This window comes from Anaerohalosphaera lusitana (assembly GCF_002007645.1).
Lineage (GTDB): Bacteria > Planctomycetota > Phycisphaerae > Sedimentisphaerales > Anaerohalosphaeraceae > Anaerohalosphaera > Anaerohalosphaera lusitana.
Genome location: NZ_CP019791.1, coordinates 1,294,210 through 1,310,321, shown reverse-complemented (window position 1 = coordinate 1,310,321; position 16,112 = coordinate 1,294,210). Strand labels below are relative to the sequence as shown.

The 16,112-nt window shown below is 53.8% G+C and carries 13 protein-coding genes; 4 read left to right on the top strand and 9 right to left on the bottom strand.

The genetic code is table 11. The annotated features are described in order from the left end of the window. Window positions 1–13 precede the first annotated feature (13 nt). The 8 genes from STSP2_RS05590 to STSP2_RS05555 all read right to left on the bottom strand — a co-directional run bounded on the left by STSP2_RS05590 (window position 14) and on the right by STSP2_RS05555 (window position 6,961). Entirely contained in the window at window positions 14–334 is a 321-nt protein-coding gene (locus STSP2_RS05590) for a V-type ATP synthase subunit F (protein ID WP_146660663.1), read from the bottom strand. 60 nt (window positions 335–394) lie between these two features. Beyond that, complete coding sequence (locus tag STSP2_RS05585; RefSeq protein WP_146660661.1) at window positions 395–1,432, bottom strand: V-type ATPase subunit; 1,038 nt, start codon at window positions 1,430–1,432, stop codon at window positions 395–397. 70 nt (window positions 1,433–1,502) lie between these two features. Continuing rightward, window positions 1,503–2,096 (bottom strand): V-type ATP synthase subunit E, encoded by a 594-nt coding sequence (locus tag STSP2_RS05580; protein ID WP_146660659.1) that lies wholly within the window; start codon window positions 2,094–2,096, stop codon window positions 1,503–1,505. Between the two features lie 112 nt (window positions 2,097–2,208). Beyond that, entirely contained in the window at window positions 2,209–2,703 is a 495-nt protein-coding gene (locus tag STSP2_RS05575; RefSeq protein ID WP_146660657.1) for a V-type ATP synthase subunit K, read from the bottom strand. 90 nt (window positions 2,704–2,793) lie between these two features. After that, window positions 2,794–4,791, bottom strand: a complete 1,998-nt coding sequence (locus STSP2_RS05570) for a V-type ATP synthase subunit I (RefSeq protein ID WP_146660655.1) — start codon at window positions 4,789–4,791, stop codon at window positions 2,794–2,796. 101 nt (window positions 4,792–4,892) lie between these two features. After that, complete coding sequence (locus tag STSP2_RS05565; RefSeq protein WP_146660653.1) at window positions 4,893–5,198, bottom strand: hypothetical protein; 306 nt, start codon at window positions 5,196–5,198, stop codon at window positions 4,893–4,895. 201 nt (window positions 5,199–5,399) lie between these two features. Further along, on the bottom strand, window positions 5,400–6,104 hold the full coding sequence (locus STSP2_RS05560; protein ID WP_146660651.1) for a cytidylate kinase-like family protein: 705 nt from the start codon (window positions 6,102–6,104) through the stop codon (window positions 5,400–5,402). 401 nt (window positions 6,105–6,505) lie between these two features. Further along, a complete protein-coding gene (locus STSP2_RS05555; RefSeq protein WP_146660649.1) occupies window positions 6,506–6,961 on the bottom strand; it encodes an NUDIX domain-containing protein in 456 nt (151 codons plus the stop codon). A gap of 162 nt (window positions 6,962–7,123) precedes the next feature. Here STSP2_RS05555 and STSP2_RS05550 point away from each other — a divergent pair, with 162 nt between their 5' ends. From STSP2_RS05550 to STSP2_RS05540, 3 genes are read left to right on the top strand one after another with little or no spacing between them, the layout of a single operon-like run. Continuing rightward, window positions 7,124–8,041, top strand: coding sequence for a lipopolysaccharide kinase InaA family protein (locus STSP2_RS05550; protein WP_146660647.1), 918 nt, complete (start codon window positions 7,124–7,126; stop codon window positions 8,039–8,041). A 15-nt stretch (window positions 8,042–8,056) separates the two neighbouring features. Continuing rightward, window positions 8,057–9,121 (top strand): glycosyltransferase family 9 protein, encoded by a 1,065-nt coding sequence (locus STSP2_RS05545; protein WP_146660645.1) that lies wholly within the window; start codon window positions 8,057–8,059, stop codon window positions 9,119–9,121. Window positions 9,122–9,138: 17 nt separating this feature from the next. Continuing rightward, window positions 9,139–9,678 carry a DUF2062 domain-containing protein gene (locus tag STSP2_RS05540; protein ID WP_146660644.1) on the top strand — a complete coding sequence of 180 codons (540 nt, stop codon included), beginning with the start codon at window positions 9,139–9,141 and terminating at the stop codon, window positions 9,676–9,678. A gap of 99 nt (window positions 9,679–9,777) precedes the next feature. Here the strand turns inward: STSP2_RS05540 and ileS are convergent, their stop codons facing one another. Further along, window positions 9,778–12,627 carry an isoleucine--tRNA ligase gene (ileS, locus tag STSP2_RS05535; RefSeq protein ID WP_146660642.1) on the bottom strand — a complete coding sequence of 950 codons (2,850 nt, stop codon included), beginning with the start codon at window positions 12,625–12,627 and terminating at the stop codon, window positions 9,778–9,780. 192 nt (window positions 12,628–12,819) lie between these two features. Here ileS and lacZ point away from each other — a divergent pair, with 192 nt between their 5' ends. Continuing rightward, window positions 12,820–16,011 (top strand): beta-galactosidase, LacZ type, encoded by a 3,192-nt coding sequence (gene lacZ / locus STSP2_RS05530; protein ID WP_146660640.1) that lies wholly within the window; start codon window positions 12,820–12,822, stop codon window positions 16,009–16,011. Window positions 16,012–16,112 lie beyond the last annotated feature (101 nt).

Sequence of the window (16,112 nt, the reverse complement as noted above, 5' to 3'; positions counted from 1 at the left end):
TATATTTAACTGGCTAGCCCGCCAGGATGTCGATACCAGTTGCGAGCTTAAGCTGTTTGGACAGTGCGGCGGTTGCGACGCCGGACGGTTCTGCGAGGAACGGCACGACGACTACGCAGGGTGTCGCGTGGCCGGCGGACTTTTCCAGGAGCGGCTGGGCGAGTTCGACGACGTTTTCGGCGACGACGACCAGGCCGTACTTTTCCTTGAGTACTTCGTTTGCCGCTTTTGTGACGGAGTCTTCGTTGAACTCTACGGGGAAGGTGTCAATTCCGAGAGCCTTGAAGGCCATCGTAAAGTCAGCACCGCCTAATACTGCTACTTTTGATTCCATAAGCTAAGCCTCTATTTCGTTATTGCCTGCGGGCGTTTGCCGGCAGGCGTTTGCAGGCTGTTAATGATACGGCAGCCTGTCCTTGATCAATTGGGTATCCATGCCGTTGTGCTTTCCGGAGAGGACCATGCGGACGGCACGTATCTCGGATTCTTTGCGTATAAAGTGAGCTACAACGGGCTGGGGGCCTGCTGCGATCGAGGAGGTCGACTGCAGGAAGCCGAGTTTGTATTCTTCACATTTTCGTTCCAGTCCGAGGAACGAATGATTCGAGTTGAGGTAGTTAACGCCCTCTTCGATGATCTCGACGTATGGTGTGCTGAAGAAGATGGTGCCGAGGGTGTCGTAACCTGCGTCGAGGCCCTGGACGAATTTTGAGATGTCGACGAAACCGCCTTCGATGAAGAGGTCGCGTTCGGAGCGTTCGGCCATTTTGAGCCTGAGCATGGTGCGGATGTTGTCCAGATCGATGTTCATTCGGGCCAGGGACAGGAGGAAGACGCTGTCGAGTTCTCGGGCCTTGTCGATGTTGTATGCTGCCTGTGCGCGGTCGATGCCGTAGTCGATTTGGCGAATATCCTTGGTGTTGTAGTAGCCGAGGATGGCCTGTTCGACGCCTTCCTGAAGGTACAGTGGGAAACGGCTGTAGTCTTCTTTTTCGAAGATGTCTTCGAAGTCTTCGGCGGGAACGTTGCCATCGTTGCTGTATTCGGTGCCGATGGGCCGTTCGGTTACGATACGGCGGATTGCGAGGCGCATGTTCTTGAAGTCCTCGCGGGCACGGAGCAGCTCGACGTAGTCTTCGGGTAGAAGATTGGCGTAGGTGCTTCGTGTTTCGGTACGTACCTCGAGCAGCCGCTGTTCGACCTGTGCGAAGTTGTCGATGCTTTCGCCCATTGCGTAGTCTGTGGAGCTGAGGGCCGCGAGCGCTTCGGAGAAGCTCGGCGCGTTGATCATGTCCATGAAGGTGGAGCGGGTGAGCAACGTGGTGTCGAGCACGCGAGCGCGAGCGGTCGCAAAGGCGAACGACCAGTCTTCGCCGCCGATGGGCGGGTACCGGTGAAACTCGATAGCAGATTGTTCGTCTATAGCTTTCATTTTCTACTCTTTTCTTTGCCGCACGTATCTGGGTGCGACCTGGAGCACTTATTTATTCTCAGGCGGAGCTTCAGTCTTCGAACAGCTCGGAGGCGATGTCAATGTCGAGCTCTTCGCGGGCCTGTTCGATGAGGACCTGTGCGGAGGCGTTGACATTGATCTTGCCGCGAGAAAGGATGAAGCCGCCCTTGATGTCTGCACGTTCTGAAGCGAGCTTCAAGCTGCCCTTCTTGTCGGAGCCGAGCTGACGATTAACGTTTTTGACGAGGTTTTCGTCGATACGTTTTTCGTCTTTGCCGATGATGACTTCTTCGTCGCCTGTCTGAGCGGCCTTGATCATGAGCTTTGTCATGAGGTCCTTGTACCGGTCATCGGGCATGGCGACGAGTTCGTCGAGGGCCTTTTCGAAGACATCGTTGAGGAGCTGAGCCTTTGCCTGGGACTTCTGTTTTTTAATGTCCATGCGTGCGGCTGCGAGCTGCTGCTGTCGTGCCTCTTCGGCGGCCTTTTCGGCTTTGGCGTCGGACTCTTTTTTGAAGCGGTCCATCTTCGCATCGAACTGCTCTTTCTGGGCCCGGACCTTTTGTTCGGCATCGGCCTTTATAGAGTCAGCTTCGGTGTTTGCTTCAGCGAGTATTTTGGATACAACCTCTTTGGCGTCCATATCGTTTACCTGTATTGCAAGTCAAAACTTTTGATAGCGGTTTCGAGGCCGAGGCGACATCGATCACCGCGACGGCCCGGCCGGGATGGCCGTGAAACCGTTACATATTTTTTTAGGCAGTTGGCCAGTTGATACCCATGAGGATAACGAACATGGAGATCAGCAGACCGAGTACGGCGTAGACCTCTACCATAACTGCGTATACAACACCGGCCTTGAACGCCATTTCGGGTCTTTTGGCAGCCATGAGGACACCACTTGCACAAACTTTACCCTGATGGATGGCACTGATGAGACCTGTGATGGCAATCGGCAGACAAGCACCGATGACCTGGAGTCCCTGCTGCCAAGTGAGCTGGAGGACGTCGCCGCCGCCCAGGACGTTCATGTTGAGCAGTACCAGGAAGCCGGCGAGGAAGCCGTAGAAGCCCTGGGTACCTGGCAGTACAACCATGATGAAGTTAAGGCCGTAGCGTTCCGGCTTGTCTGTGAGTACACCAGTTGCACTTCTGGCAGCGTGGCCGATGCCGATACCGGAACCTGCACCGGCTGCAAAAACTGCTGTGGCGGCACCAATCAAAGCTAAAGCGTTTCCCAAACCTTCCATTTGAATCCCTTTCGTTTACTTACTATTGCTGATAACGATGTTTTATATGCATCCGCGTTACAATACGGATCGCATTTGAAAATGACAAGTTTATTCTGCCGATTCCTTTTTGAGTTGGGTGTATTTGTGTACCCTGGATAGCGGAGTGAAATCCGCTCCGCCGCCAGCGAGGAACTTGGGGAAAAATTCCACGTACTGCAGCCTGATCGTGTGCACGAATGCACTAAGGGCCGAGATGGCGGTATTGAACAGGTGTCCGCCGATGAGTACGAGTATGGCGATGATCACACCCAGGATCTTTATTGGTATCATGTCGAAGGCTGTTTTTGCCATGACGTTGATCGCCATCGCAAGGCCGCCGGTAACCATACCGAGGGCCATGAGCCTGAGATAGCTGAGTACGTCACCGAGGTAGAAGATCGTGCTGAAGAGATTGTAAGCACCCATGCCGAGTCGGCCGGCGATCGGGCCCTCGCGCTGGCTGAGGAAGAGTATTACGGCTGCGGGCAGGATGGCGACTTTGCCGAAGAACGAGCCTACTGCCGGGTTTACCGGGCCCATCTTTGAAGCGAGGAGGATAGCCAGCGAGTTGATCATTACGATCCATGTCAGTTGATCGCAGAGGGCGGCGACCCAGTTTTTCTGCATCATATTGTGCACCATCGCTACGCCCAGGCCGAACATGATCTGGAAGTAGCCCAGGCCGCAAGCGATTGCGAAAAATATCATTGGTTTTTCAAGGGGGTCGAACACGAGCAGGCTTTCGGTCAGTGGTTCGAGCCAGCCGAGGACGGAGGGGTAGGCGTTGGCGAGTTCGACGAAGCCGTTGCCGAACCAGCCGCCGACCATTGCGCCTGCGCCGACAGTGAGGACGGAGCAGATAGCGAGAAGCATCATGAGTTTTTTGTCGCCCTGCATTTTGAGCATAAGATATGCACAAGCTGCAAAGATGATGATTCCGTAGCCGGCGTCTGTGAGACAGAGCGCGAAGAATATCGCGAAAAACGGCGCTAGGAACGGCGTCGGATCGACTTCTGTGTGCTGGGGCATGCCGTAGAGGCGGGTTATGACCTCGAAGGGACGCATGGCACGGTTGTTGGTGATCTCGACGGGTGGTTTTTCGTCTTCGCCGCGGGACATTTCGTTTACACTGGATGCGGGGAAGTCGGCGACGATCTTTTTGAGTTTTGAGTAGTCTTTGTTGCGGACCCAGCTTTCGAATATCTGTGCGTGCTCGGTCGAAGGGGCGGAGATGCGTGCCTGTTCGCGGCCGAGCAGGTTGGAATAGTAGTCGAAGAGAATCTGCAGGGTAAGACGCGTTTCGGCGAGCTCGGCGGCGGTCTTGTTGGCCTGGTCGAGCTGGGCGTTGACGTCCTTGAGCTGCTGTTCCGTCTTTTGAATGTTATCGGCGGGCGTGCCGGTCATGTTCTCGAAGGTGACCTGTTCGAAATCGGCATTACGGAGGACCTTCTGGACCTCGGTGGTGTTTTCGGGCAGGGTCGCGATGATGCAAGCGTTGAGGTCGTCTGCTTTGCCGACGTTTTCTACGGCTGTGTGGAGGTCGGCGAGCTGTGAGACGACGTCTTCGTATGTTTTATCGGGTATCAGGCCAGCAAAGCATTCGGCGGTTTCGAGGGAGCCGAGGTCCGCGAGGTCGGCCTGCATGTCTTTCCAGGGGAGGAGGGTCCTGTGGACTGCGAGAAGGTGGTCCTTCTGGTTGAGAAGCTCTTCGATCTTTTTTGCGTTGGCTTCGGTGGTCTCGAGGAAGTCGAAGGATTCTTTGCTCTTTACGGTCCGCTCGTACTGTTTTGCGGGGACCTCTACGAGGGGACGGAGCGGGGATTGTTTCTGGTCACCTGCATAATGGGCGTTGAGGAAGCCGATAGCAGTTTCGAGCCTGCTGATCATGTCCTCGAGTTCCCGGGGGCGTTTGCCTTCGACGGTGAGCTCGGGCCAGTCCTTGGTGACCATGGCCTTTTCGGCGTCGAGAACCTGCGCGATGCCAGCCTGCTGGAGGGCCTCCAGCAACTGATCAGCCTCTTTGCGATGGCTGACAATCATTATTTTTTTCATCTGGGCAATTGCCATAATGATTCCCGCAATTTAAATATTGTTTCTATTTCGAGCGGTCGGATCTGCCTGGGATGATTCGGAAAGTTGGCAGCGTGGTCGACCGTTTCGAGTCCGGTTTAGTCAGTCAGATGGCTGAGGACCTTGTCGACACAGGCGTCCATTTTGGAGCCAGCCTTTTGCTTGAGCTGTTCGACTTCGGCCTGGCCGTCCTGTTTGAGCTTTTCGACTTCACTCTGGGCATCCTGCTCGGCCTGTTCGACGGCAGCGTTGATCTGGGTGCGGCGGCTGTCCTGGGCCTGCTCGGTCTGCTGTCTCTGCTCCTTGCGGGCCTTTTCGTGCATCTGCGCGGCCTGGGCCTTGGCGTCTTCGACGATCTGCTTTGCCTGCTGCTCTGCTTCTTTGATCTGTTTGATTATTTCCATTACATGCGTCCCACTAGTTATTTTTAGCGTTCGAAGCTGTTTAGAAGCCAGTCGGCAGAATCTGCCGGGCAACTTCTGGAATACTGCCAATATAAATCGAGTCCGTTGACACTCGGACAAATTTCTCGCGGCTGCTCATTTCATTATCGCAAGTCCGGGTCGAGCGGACATTCTATTAGTCGATACCGTTTTCTAAAAGTCTTATTTAGGAACAGCGGGCTTTTCAGGCTTGATCAGACCTTTCTGCTCAAGTGCAAAAATGATCAGGTCAACCGCCTGTTCCTTATTAAAGACCGAGTTATCTATAGTAAGGTTGAACGCAGGTTCCTTTGGATTCTGCTGTTCGTATACCTTTCGCAGCGTTTTCCGCTGTTTTTCTACGTCTTCTATCGCCTGTACGGCCGCTTTTCTGTCTAGCGACTGCCGCCTGCTGACGCGAGCTATTCGCCAGTCCCTTGGGCCCTCGATGCGGACGCTGAGTCCGTTTTCGAGGTCGGCGGTTGCTGCTGTACCGCCCTGGCCGATAATTACGGCGTGGCCTTCGAATGCGACCGTTCGAACCATGAGGGTAATTTTGTTTCTTATTTCGTACCCGTCAGGGATATTGTTACGCTTCATGCCGCGGAAGAAATCCTTGATCAGGCTGGGTTTTGCCATTCTCTCGTGTTCGAGGACCTCTTCAGCGAGGCCTGTTTCTTCGGCCAGATCTCGGAGTATCTCTTTTTTGAAGAGCCTCCAGGGCGTATCAGGTTCAAGTATATTCAGCTTTTCAAGGAGCAGGTCGCCGAGCTCGTAGCCGTCGCAACCGAACTGCCGGGAAATCGTTACAAATGGTCCCGGCTCCGTTTTCTTTCCCAAATCATCCAGATTTTCCCGGATGTAAGACGATAGCGTAGGTTTACCCATTTGTTCCGCCTTTCAGTTTTAGCCTCCACCTTCCCCAGTTTACAGTCATAGGTACGGTACTGGAGACGGGAAGCTGTGTCAATAAAAAGTTGTGAAAAATGTCACAAAAAGGACGTGTCACCTCGTCTGCTTTTACCAATGTTAACGCACGGTCCGGCGGTGACGTTCCCGCAATCCGGATATTAAGGGCACCTCTAAGAATTCATTTTGGCGGACAAGCGAATCTTTTTGATTCCGAGCGGCGTCAGACAAAAACCGCTTCAGCAACAACTAAAGCTGATTTGTCTTCCTTGCCGGGATGCAAAAATCTTCTACTTGCCGATCAAAAGCAATTATTAGAGCTCCCCTTCCGTTGTATATCGGTCATTCCACCTAACAGGGCCACATTATGATCGTGAAAATTACGTCTTTAAAATACTAAGTTCCTTGAGGGCCGATGCGGCTATTTCGGCATGATCGAAGGCCATCGGCGGCAAGTCGTCAACTGGGAACCATTGGGCGAGGTCGGCATCGTCTGCGCCTTTGACATCCGTATTTGAGGGGTCCGCAATGCCCCAGTAAACAACGGTAATCTGTCTGCCTCGGGGGTCACGGCCGATGGTGCCGACTGTTTTATATTGTTTCAGGTCCATATTCTGCAGGCCGGTTTCTTCGGCGAGCTCGCGGGCGGCGGCGTGGTGGAGTTCTTCGTCTATGTCGACATAGCCGCCCGGGAAGGCCCAATTACCCTTAAAGGGCTCGGTGCCCCGCTGGATGAGCAGGAGCTGGGGAGTGGGTGTGTCGGTGCGGAAAACGAGTGCATCGCAGGTGACGGCCGGTCGGGGCCAGGAATAGGTATATTTTCCTTTTTGGGCCATATTCTTCTCCGGGGCGGTTGTATTCTCGAGTGTTCAGCCTATAGGGCACCTATATGTTAAGGTGAGGCGGGCGGGTTTGTCCAGTTTTATTAGCGTCATGAGGGTTAAAGAACCGAAACTAATTGCTATAGGGGAACAGATAGCATAGAATTTGCGGCTATTATGATGATGGAACCGGGAAAATCAGGTATCGGCAGCATTGAGAGCCACGCTGGGAAGATCGCGGTTGGCGGCGGATGGAGAGGGTTTGTCGCTACGAGGTATCGCGATGGAGAGTCCTTGAGCATGGAGGAATGGAGACGGGTGCTCGAGGATGTCGACGGGCTGGTCGATGGGGGAGCTAAGGTTCTCAAAAAAGGCTCGCTTGTTGATGTTGTTTGCGGTGAGCTGGAGATCGGAGGGATCAAACGGAAGGTAGTTATCAAGAGGATGCTGCCGGAGAACGGTTTGAGGGGATTTTGCAGGTCGCTGCTGAGGGGTAAGGCGGTTCGCAACTTCAGGACAGCTATGAGACTGGTGAGGTATGGGATACCGACGGCTTATCCGCTGGCGGGGATCGAAAGACGGGTTGCGGGATCGAGCAGGGAGAATATCTTCATTGCTGAGTACATCCCAGAGTCGACAAACCTGTATAATTATTTTCATGATGAGTGTGGGCGGGTTTCGCAGGATGCGGGGTTGAAAGCGAATATTGGCAAGCAGGTGGGGCAGATACTTGCTCAGATGCATAAGGGTGGGTTGTGGCACAGGGATGCCAAGGGGGGTAATTTCCTGGTGGAGGGGAAAGGCAGGTCCAGGCCGAGGGTGCTGCTGGTGGATATGGACGGAATCAAGCGGTATGGGCCGAGGAGGGGTGAGTGCAGGTGGCGGCCTTTCGTGAAACTGGGGGCTACGTTGATGGCGAGCCCGGCGATATACGTGAGCGATTACTTGCGGAGTTTTCGGATTTACTGTAATCTCACCGGTGTGGGGCGGGATGAAATGCAGCGGAGATTCAGAAGGATAAGCAGAGAGGCGACGGGGGTGCGGCTTTTGACGGCGGCGAAGGCAGCGATGAAGCAGGCGCGTGAAGATAAATGAGTGAAGATCGGGCAGATGCAGAAAGACAAAGAACATAAGCGAATACTGATCATGAAGCCATCGGCGTTGGGGGATGTTGCTACTGCGCTGCCGGCGCTGCAGGCGGTGAGAAAGAGGTGGCCTGATGCGAGGATTAGCTGGCTGGTAAGGCCCGAGTTCGCGCCGCTGCTGGAGTGTGTGCCCGCGGTTGATGAGATAATTCTGTTCGACAGGAAGCTGCTGGGGAAGTTTTATAAGAAAGAGGCGAGGCGGGAGCTTGCGGGGCTGATAAGGAAGCTGCGGGGGGCGAAGTTCGACCTGGTGCTGGATTTTCAGGGGCTCTTGCGGACGGCTTTGCTGGGGTGGATCAGCGGGTGCAGGAGACGGTACGGAATGAAAGGGGCGAGGGAGTTTGCGTGGCTGTTTTATAATCATCACGTGGAGAGGCCGAAAGATTCGCTGCATGTCACGGACTATTATTTGAAGATGACCGATGAATGCGGAGCGCGGACGGACAAGGTTGATTATGGAATTCAGATACCGGAGGAAGCGGTGGGCAGTGCGGGCAGGCTGCTGAGTCATTATGCGATCGATTATGGGCGGTATGTTGTTTTTATATGTCAGTCGGCGCATCAGTGGAAGTGCTGGCCGAGGGAGAAATTCGCTGAGCTTGCGGATCTGGTGCATGATGAGCTCAAGACGCCTGTGGTGGCGGTCGGTACGGCAGGTGAGCGTGAGTATATAGATGAGATCGCGGGGATGACGGATTCGTTTTTTGTAAACCTGGCGGGGAAGACGAATCTGCCGGAGCTGCTTGCGGTGCTCGGTAACGCAAAGGCGGTGGTGACGAATGATACGGGGCCGGGGCAGATCGCGAGTACGTTTGACGTGCCGCTGGTGATGGTATGCGGGCCCTCGAATCCGAGCAGGATCGGGCCGTATAAGCGGGAGGAGAGTGTTGCGGCAATCGATGCGTTCGATCGGGGGGAGGCGATAAGGAGCAGTTATCCGGGGCATCGGATTGAGTGTGTTGGGGTCGAGAAGGTCTTTGAGAGATTGAGGGAGCTTATCGAGCACGGCAGCGTGAGCAGCAGCGACTAGGCGGGGGAATAAGAGGGATGGTTAAGGAAAAGCGAAGCCGAGTGGAAAGGCTGATGCGTTTTGTGAAGTACCGCATTGTGTCTGTGCAGGATTCTTCGCATATGATCGCGCTGGGTGCGGCGATGGGGATATTTGTGGCGTTCTTGCCGCCATTGGGATTTCATACGTTGCTTGCGATCGTTTTGGCGATAATGTTTCGGGCGAACAAGGCGGTGACGCTGATGGGGGCTTGGTTGAATAATCCGGTGACTTGTGTGCCGTTGTACCTTTCGTGTTATTTCGTGGGCAGCGGGATTACTGCGCTGGCAGGCGAGTCGACAGTCGGTCCGGAGCGGGTAGCGGTGATACTCACAAGATTTGCGGATGTCGGAAATATGTGGCGGTCGGAATTCTGGAGGGAGACGGGCAGAGCGTTTCTTGGGATCGCGATGGAACTTACGGTGGGCGGTTTTGTGTTAGGAGGCGTTTGCGGGGCGGCTGCCTATTTTGGGGTGCGCAAGGCGGTACTTGTTTACAGGCGGAATCATCCGCACAGGCGGTTTCGGGGATTGGATTAAGAGGTGAAAGCAGAGACACGCTGTATTTGCAAGACATTAGAAAGGCCCCCAGGTGCGAAACCTTGAGGGCCTTATGTAATTGTCTAATCGGTCAGACGGCTATGCGTGATTTACGACTTCGGCACAGCGGATGCACAGGTCGGGCTGATCCGTATCGTGGCCGACGGAGGGCAGGTAGTTCCAGCAGCGTTCGCATTTTGGATGGTCGCTTTTGGCTGCTGATATGTCGAGCTTGTCGCCCTTTTCGAGCTTCACTTCACTGACGATGCAGAGGGAGGTGAAGGTATCGACGCCGAGTTCTTCAATGGTGCTGTAGAGTTCTTCATCGTCGATGGTGATAGTGACGGAGGCTTCCTGGTTGCTTGCGATGGCCTGTTCCTGACGGAGGCCTTCGAGTACGCGGAGGACGTCGTCACGGAGGGTCATGATCTTGTCCCATCGGGCTTCTTCGGCCTGCCAGTTGATCGACTCGTTCACGTCTGGCAGGGTTGCCGCGTGGACGGTTGGCAGGTCGGTTTCGGACTTCTGCTCGAAGGCGGCCCAGGCTTCTTCGCCGGTATGAACGAGAACCGGGGAGATGAGTTTTATCATAGCTTCGAGGATCTCTACCATTACTGTCTGTGCACTGCGGCGGCTGATCGAGTCGGGCTTGTCGCAGTAGAGGCGGTCCTTGAGGACGTCCATATAGATGGAGCTCATCTGGACGGTGCAGAAGTTGTAGACAAGGCCGAAGACGCGGTGGAAGGCGAAGTCCTCGTATGCGAGGCGGACCTTGCTGATGAGCTTCTGGAGCTGCTGCATGGCCCACTTGTCGACGGGGAGCATTTTTTCGTATGGGACGGCCATGGAGCGGTCGTAGTCCTTGACGTTGCCGAGGAGGTAGCGGAGCGTGTTACGGATCTTGCGGTATGCGTCGCTGAGGCGGCCGATGAGTTCGTCGCTGCATCGCATGTCTTCCTGGTAGTTTACGCTAGAGACCCAGAGGCGGAGTATGTCGGCGCCATACTTCTGAATTTCTTCGAGAGCGCTGACGTAGTTGCCGAGCGACTTGGATTGCTTCATGCCCTTTTCGTCGACGGTGAAGCCGTGGGTGAGTACGGTCTTGAACGGGGCCTGCTGGATCGCACCGAGGGCGGGCAGCAGTGAGAGCTGGAACCAGCCGCGATGCTGATCGGAGCCTTCGAGGTAGAGGTCGACGGGGACGTCGTAGCCGCGTTTACGCATGACGCTGTGCCAGGAGCAGCCGGACTCGAACCATACGTCGAAGATGTTTTCTTCTTTGTGCAGGTCGTCCCATGTGAAGCCTTCGGGGAGTTCGAAGTCTTCGCCGAGGATCTCTTTGGGCGAGTCGATGAACCACGAGTCCGAGCCTTTTTTGCCGATGTGTTCGGCGACGCGGAGGCAGGATTCTTTGGTCATAAGTGTGTCACCATCGCTGTTGAGGAACGCGGGGATGGGCAGGCCCCATGCACGCTGGCGCGAGATGCACCAGTCGGGGCGGGATTCGAGCATGCCTCGGATACGCTTTTCGCCCCACTGAGGGACCCACTGTACGTCGCCGATCTGTTCGAGGGCGAGGTTGCGGAGACTCTTGCCGGCCTTGGGGACCTGGTTATCGACGGATACGAACCACTGTTCGGTGGCTCGGAAGATGACCGGGGTTTTGCTACGCCAGCAGTGAGGGTAGCTGTGGGTTATTTCTTTTGCTGCGACGAGGAGGTCTTTTTCGCTGAGGTGGTCGGCGACGATGGGGTCGACCTTGAGGACGCTTTTACCCTTGATGAACGCCGGGACTGTGTTGTCGTAGCGGCCGTTGTCCATGACTGGTGAGTAGACGGCAAGGCCGTAGTTTTGTGCGGCGACGTAGTCCTCGACACCGTGGCCTGGTGCGATGTGGACGACGCCTGTGCCGTCCTCGGTGGTGACGTAGTCTGCGCAGATGGCGAAGTATGCGTCTTTGTCGGTCGGGTTGGTTTCGACGAACGGATGTTCGTAGCGAAGGCCCTCGAATTCGCAGCCCTTGACGGGGTCGCTGATGGTGTAATCGCCCTGCTCGAGGCCTGCTGCCTGTGCGACTGCTTCGACACGTTCGGCTGCGATGATGGAAGAGAACTTGCGGCCTTCTTTTGTGTAGGTCATGGAGACGTAGTCGAGTTTGGGATTGACCGCGACGGCGAGGTTTGCGGTGAGGGTCCAGGGTGTGGTGGTCCAGATCATGAAGGAGGCGGTCGCGTCGTCATCGGTTACGAGGTTGAGGTCTGCGAGTTTTTTGCGTGTCTCATCAGTTACGGGGAAGTTGACGTAGACGCTGAGCGAAGGGATGTCCTTGTATTCGAGCTCGGCGTCGGCTAGAGCGGTTTCGCAGCCAACGGACCAGTGGATCGGTTTGAGCTGTTTGTAGACGAGGCCGTTGCCTATGAGTTCGGCGAATATCTCGAGGATGCCCTGCTCGTACTGAGGTTTGAGGGTGAGATATGGGTTGTCGAAATCGCCGAAGATACCGAGGGACTTGAACTGTTTGGTCTGGACCTTGACGAATTTGCTTGCGTATTTCTTGCAGCGTTTGCGGATCTCGAGCTTTGGCATTTCGCGGATCTTTTCGCCGAGCTCCTGCATTACTTTTACTTCGATGGGCAGGCCATGACAGTCCCAGCCGGGGATGTAGGGGACCTTGAAGCCAGCCATGGTTTTGTATTTTACGACAATGTCCTTGAGGACCTTGTTGATGACGTGGCCCATGTGGATGTCGCCGTTTGCGTATGGTGGGCCGTCGTGGAGAGTGTATGTGGGCGCATCTTCGCGGGCAGCGAGGATAGTGTCGTATATCTTCTGCTTTTTCCAGGCCTTGTGCTGCTGGGGCTCACGCTGGGTGAGGTTGGCTTTCATTGAGAAACTGGTTTTGGGCAGATTTAGCGTGTCGCGGTATCCCTTTTTCTTCTTTTCAGACATCTTTTAATTACCCTTATTGTCTAATTTTGCAAATATAAATGGTTAATAATAAGGGGCTTGCGGGCAGATGTCAATAGGGGGAGCCAGCCGGTTAAGTAAGCATTTGAGAAAAACAGTCGCCTCTCTTGCTTCTGAGAATGCAATGGGGTATAAACACTTCGTTCAATGAACGTTTTTTAAGAAAGGGCTGTCATGCACAATAATTCGATATTTGTGTTGTTGATGCTGCTTTTTGGTTGTTCTGTGGGTATTGCTCAGCAGGACTGGGAAAATTCAGAAATGATCGGGCAAAACAAGCTTGCTCCACACACTACAATGGTTTCTTACGACTCGAAAGAGGCGGCACTGCGTCAATCCTGTGAAGAATCTCCTTTTTATTTGCCGCTGAATGGTCAATGGAGGTTCAACTGGGCGGCTGTACCGGCAGAACGGCCAGCGGAATTTTACAAACTTGATTACAACGTCAGCGGATGGGATATGATTTCCGTACCTTCTAACTGGCAGTTAGAAGGTTATGGTGTACCGATCTACACCAACATCACCTATCCTTTCAAGGTTGATCCTCCCCGTGTTACCAGTGAACCGGACCGCAGTTATACGGCATACAAGAACCGCAATCCTGTGGGCTCGTACCGCAGAACATTTCAGGTACCAGAGAACTGGGACAGACGAGAGGTTTTCATTCACTTTGCCGGTGTAAAGAGTGCGTTCTATGTCTGGGTAAACGGAAAGCGAGTGGGTTACAGTCAGGGGAGCATGCTGCCTGCAGAATTCAATGTTACCGAGTTTGTTACAAGCGGCGAAAACATTGTTGCGGTTGAAGTTTATCGCTGGTCGGACGGCAGCTATCTGGAAGATCAGGACATGTGGCGATTGTCGGGCATTTACAGAGATGTCTATCTTTATTCGACGCCGCGACTTCATATCAGGGACTTCTACGTTCGCGGTGATCTGACGGATGATTATACAGACGGCGTTTTACGAGTCGATGCCGAAGTTATCAGTTATGGCGAGGGCAAGGCCGAGGCGCCGGTGCTCGAAGCCGCTCTCTATGAAAAAGGGAGCCTTGGTGCGACGTTGGATGTTCCGGCTGAACCGAAGAAAATCTTCTCTGTCGATATTGAATCGGACAACGGCAGCTTTGATCCAGATGAAACAATAAAGTATGAGTTTTCCAAAACGATGAAGGAGCCGAAACAATGGTCTTCGGAAACGCCAAACCTTTACACGCTGGTTTTGAATTTGAAAAACAGCGATGGTGAGACGATCGAGGCGACAAGTTGTGATGTCGGTTTTCGCAAAGTAGAGATCAAGGGGGGCGAGCTTTATGTCAACGGGGAATCGGTTCTTCTCAAGGGTGTGAACCGTCACGAGCATGATCCTGAGCACGGCAGAGCTGTGGGAACTGATCTGATGATCAAGGATATCAAGCTGATGAAACAGAACAACATCAATGCTGTTCGTACATCACATTATCCCAATGCGCCGGAATGGTATCGTTTGTGTGACCAGTACGGACTGTATGTCATGGACGAATGCAATGTTGAGAGCCACGGCATATCTTACGGCAAGGAGATTCTGCCCGGCAGCGATCCTAAGTGGACCAAGGCGGTAGTTGACCGCATGAGACGTATGGTGGAGCGAGACAAGAATCATCCTTCGGTCATTCTCTGGTCGCTGGGTAACGAGGCAGGCCATGGTGACAATTTTGTCAAGATGGTCAGTGCCGCCAAGCAGATCGATAGCACGCGTCCTTTTCATTATCGTCAGATGAATAGTGCTGTGGACATGGACAGCCAGACCTACAAAACTCCGGCATGGATCGTCAAGCGGGCAAAGTCAAAACCTGGTCGTCCCTTCCTGCTGAATGAGTATGCACATGCGATGGGCAATTCGATGGGGAACCTTCAGGAGTACTGGGACGCCATAGAAAAGTATCCCTGTCTGATTGGCGGGTTCATATGGGATTGGGTTGATCAGGGGCTGGTTAAAACTTCACCCAGCGGTGAAAAATATTGGGCGTACGGCGGTGATTTTGGTGACGTGCCCAACAAAGAAAACTTCTGTATAAACGGTATTGTCCGGCCTGACCGGTCGCCGAATCCTTCGCTGTATGAAGTGAAGAAAGTGTATGAATATATTGACGTAGATTCGATCGATGTCAGAAGAGGTGTGTTCGCGGTCAGCAACAAGTATGATTTTGTTGATCTTAGCTTTCTGGACGTGGGCTGGGAGCTGTCTGAGGACGGCGAGGTCATCCATAAAGGCAAAGTGCCTGCGTTGTCGGTACCCAGTAACGGGTCGCAGGAGATAACGGTTCCATTTGCGAAGCCGGCAGTCAAAGCGGGAGCCGAGTACTGGGTCAAACTGACGTTCCGTTTAGCTAATGATGCATCCTGGGCAGATGCGGGACATGTTGTTTCATGGGAACAGTTTCAGGTTCCGTTCGATGCGCCGAAGCAGAGGGCGGATATTGAAACGATGACAGAGTTAATGCTGAAAGAAACGGCGAACGATGTTATCGTTTCGGGAGTCGGTTTTAATCTGACGATCGACAAGGGGACGGCAGCTTTAGAATCCTACAAATATAAAGGGACAGAACTGCTGGTGAGTCCATTGAGAGCGAATTTCTGGCGGGTACCTAATGATAATGATCGCGGAGAAGGTTTTGAAGAGAAGTCGATAGCATGGAAGAAGGCTGGGTCCGATCAGGAGGTAATTGCGATCAGTTCAAGCGTGATCGCTGGGCAAATAGTCCGTATCGATGCGAAGTCGCGTCTGCCGCTCGACGATACATTCTGTCGATATCGGTATACTGTTTACGGGAACGGAAATGTTGTCGTTGAGACCGAACTGAGTATCGGTGAGAATGCGCCGGAACTGCCTCGGTTGGGTATGACGACGCAGATGCCGAAACAGTTTGCGAATGTTCGCTGGCTGGGGCGGGGTCCTCACGAGACGTATTGGGATCGTAGGACTTCCGGAGCGTTCGGCCTGTATGAAGCGGATGTGAGTGACCTTACCCATCTATACGTGCGGCCGCAGGAGAACGGCAATAGGACGGATACGCGATGGTTGACGTTGACCGACGATCAGGGTTTAGGCCTGTGTATAGCCGGCATGGATCGGCTGGATTTCAGTGCATGGCCGTATACGGCGAACGAGCTGGAAGAGGCTGAGCATGTTCATGAGCTGCCGATGGACGGAGACATTACTGTCAATGTCGATTATCGCCAGCGAGGTGTCGGAGGCAATAACAGTTGGGGACTTTCACCCCTCAAGAAATATCGTCTGCTTGAGAAACAATACGACTGGCGATTCCGTCTTTGTCCGATTGCAGAAGATATGAATGTCGAGATGGTAAGGCGACAAGAATTTCCTTAGAAGCCATTTCAAAACTCATATTTATCTTTCGGCGGCCCTTTTTCCGGTCGGAAAGCCAAGGGCAGTTTTGAAACAACTTTTAGTTATGCTTCAGTTGTCCG